A 3,207-nucleotide genomic window follows, 5' to 3' on the forward strand; every position below is an offset into this window, starting at 1 on the left:
CGGTGATTGCATAGAATGGGCCGACCTTGACGGCAACGTGCTGGGCACGGGCAACGAGCTCTGCGTGATGCCGCCTGTAGGGGTGAGCCAGTACATCGCGGGCGTGCCGGGCCTTGACTGCATTACTTCGGACACGGTGACGGTCATGGTTGATACAGTTCCGCCGGTACTGCCACCAAATATTCCGGATACCGTTCTTCTATGCCTGAATGATATGACGACGGTAGAAGTCGGAGATTACGATTATCCGTTCATCTGGCAAGACGAAAATGGGGACACCGTTGCGGTGAACGAAGACCTGGTTTTGACAGGCGATATGGCAGGAACGACTTCGTTTGTTTTTGAAGCGACAAACGGCTGCGGTACTGTTGCAGATACGCTGATTCAGGTGACGATCGATAGTGCAGATATTGAGATTCTACCTTCGGTAGATACGCTTGTCGTTTGCGATTCTTTGGCTATTCAGTTGGAAGGCTTCGCTCCGCTTGGACAGGCAGTCGTATGGACAGATGGCAACGGGACCGTAATTGATACTGCCGTAGTCATTGAAATTATACCTGAGCCAGGCTCGATGACTTACATCGCCAGCTCGGTTGAACTTGGCTGCGTACGTTCCGATACGATTGTGGTAGAATATGTGCCGGAAGACTTATCGGTGGAGATCACTGCTTCATCCATACTGATCTGTCTTGGTGATGAAGTTGACCTGGAAGCGACCCTTGACCCGGAAGGTGTCTCGGCAACCATAACCTGGTATGACGAAAACTTTGAATTTATAGATGAAGGGGACGCCACAACGGTTACCCCAATCCGCTCTGGTTTTGTGTCCTATTTTGCTGTAGCGGAAAACGCATGTGCGATGGATACAGCCAGTATTGAGATTGAGGTAGAGGAGCTTGACCTCGCTATTGTAGGTGGAGACACCTCAATTTGTAGTGGTGATTTTGCAACGCTGGAGGTTGTGGGCTGTGATGACTGCACCTATGAGTGGACACCGGAAGATCGGCTGACTGACCCCATGGCAGCCATAACGGATGCTTCGCCCCTTCGCCCATCAACCTATCAGGTTGTTGTGACCGGGGAAGTTTGCCGGGACACGTTGACGACCTCGGTGGATGTAGGGACCTGCGAACGCTGCGAGGTCGATAAGGTCTTTATTGCGGATGCCTTCACGCCAAATGGTGACCAGAATAATGACTTCGTTTGTATCCGCAGTGAGGTCATGGAACAGTTCTCAGAAATAGAACTGATGATCTATAACCGCTGGGGGCAAGAGGTATTCCGCAGTAATAGTATGGATAATCTGTGTTGGGATGGCTCCTTTGATGGAGAAGCACTGGCACCTGATGTTTACGGCTATTTCCTGAGGATTGTTTGCCCGGGCGAAGAAGGAGAACCCGATCAGGTATTTAACCGTCAGGGTAATATTACGCTACTTCGCTAAAAAGAGCAGTAGGGGCGGGTGAGCACAGTCGACCCGAGAAACCCCTCCGGCAGCACTCTTCTTTTGAGTTGAGTTTCTAAAAAGCCAGTAATGATAGGGCCCCGGGGTGTAATTACTCCGGGGCTCTGTGCTTTCAGGCTTGGCTATGCCTGGTTTGAGGGCGTACGCAGTGCGGTCGGCTATTTGGGTTTAAGGTGGGTCATTATTTTAACAGGTGCGTGCATGGTCCGGTGCACCGGGCATTTTTCAGCAATCTCCAGAAGCTTTGCTCTTTGTTCTTCAGAGAGGTCTCCGTTGAGCTCAAGGGTGAGCTCGAAATGATCGAGCTTGCTGCTGGAACTGTCTGGGTTTTGGCAATCTTCAGCGTGAGTTTTGCTATGCGCCAGGTGTACCAGGACTTCTTCCAAAGGCCACTTTTTACGGTTGGCGTACATCCGGAGTGTCATGGCTGTACAGGCACCCAGGCCAGCGGTGACCAATTCGTAGGGAGAGGGCCCAAAGTCATTTCCTCCCACTTCAGGGGGTTCATCTGCGGTCAGTCCATGCTTTCGGACCGTAATTTCTGTGGTGAAGTGATCTGCCCGCCCCAGCCTGACAGCTACATCTTTATCAGAACGCAGGGCCCGGCGTTGCTCAAAGTCGAGATAGCGCTCTGCCCAGGAGGCGATGATATTCCCGGCATAACGACTGTCTGCCTTACGGGTCAGCAGGTGGTCTGCCCCGTCGAGGGAAATATAACTCTTGGGGTGCATGGCGGCCTGATAAATCTTTTTAGCATTCTCAATCTCTACCGTCCTGTCCTGTGGAGCGTGGAGTACCAGCATGGCTTTGTTTAGGTCTTTGATATAAGGCTCGAGGTTTTGGGTACGGATATCTTCCAGAAATTGTTTTTTCACGGTAAAAGGGCGGTCCGCTATTTTTACTTCGGCAAGCCCATGAGCCTCTATGGCTTCTGTCTGATTGCCAAAAAGATGCTGTACATGGTGTGGAGAAAAGGGCGCTCCTATAGTGGCGACCGCTTTAACGGAGGGGATTTCATGGGCTGCGCGCAGGACCGCTGCCCCGCCCAGGGAATGCCCCACAAGCAACGCTGGTGCTTCATAGTGGTCTTTCAGGTATTCAGCAGCCTGCACTAAATCTTCAATATTGGAAGAGAAGTTGGTATCCGAAAAATCGCCTTCACTTTCTCCCAGGCCAGTGAAATCAAAGGAGAGGACCCCTACGCCTTCTAAGGTGAGCGCGCGGGCTATATTCCGTACCGCTGTCCATTGTTTGCTGCAGGTAAAACAATGAGCGAACAGCGCATAAGTGTGCGGGTGCTGATGGGCAGGTAGCTCTAATTTGGCGGATAGCAATTCACCATTGGTATTCTTAAAAGATAGGCTTATTGGCGACATCATCAATCGTTGTTTTTTGTATAATTAGGAAAGCGTTGTTTGCGGCTACCGGACCGGGGCATTGTAAAATTACGTTGCTCAACTTCCGAAAAGTGTAGTACAGCGGATATTTTCATCAGCTTTCCGAAACGAAACCTTTATCAGGTGTTATCATTTCGTTACGGATAAAATACAAGCGAGCCTGCTGCCGCTATTATTGATACCTTTATCATCTTCGGTAAGAAGACTAAGAGCATGTTTGGAGCTCGTTGCTATTGCAAATCAACGCTTTATGAACCCCGCAGAAATGCGGGGCAAGCTCTGACTTCCTCACTAAATTTTCATTTAGCCCGCTAAACTCAAATTTAGTGACTTTGCCAGAACCAT

2 protein-coding genes are annotated in these 3,207 nt (G+C 50.3%); one reads left to right on the plus strand and one right to left on the minus strand.

Annotated elements, in window-relative coordinates; all coding sequences use genetic code 11:
• Positions 1-1,444: T9SS type B sorting domain-containing protein (locus tag RIC19_RS00830; protein ID WP_350175847.1), on the plus strand; the 1,444-nt coding region annotated here is incomplete at its 5' end.
• Between the two features lie 179 nt (positions 1,445-1,623).
• Here the strand turns inward: RIC19_RS00830 and RIC19_RS00835 are convergent.
• Entirely contained in the window at positions 1,624-2,844 is a 1,221-nt protein-coding gene (locus tag RIC19_RS00835) for a bifunctional alpha/beta hydrolase/OsmC family protein (protein WP_350175848.1), read from the minus strand.
• Between the last annotated feature and the right edge of the window lie 363 nt (positions 2,845-3,207).

Source organism: Phaeodactylibacter sp., assembly GCF_040219495.1.
Lineage (GTDB): Bacteria > Bacteroidota > Bacteroidia > Chitinophagales > Saprospiraceae > Phaeodactylibacter.

Bases quoted from the DNA above. Each gene is read 5' to 3' on its own strand.
- RIC19_RS00835 (WP_350175848.1), bottom strand. From the start codon at position 2,844: ATGATGTCGCCAATAAGCCTATCTTTTAAGAATACCAATGGTGAATTG.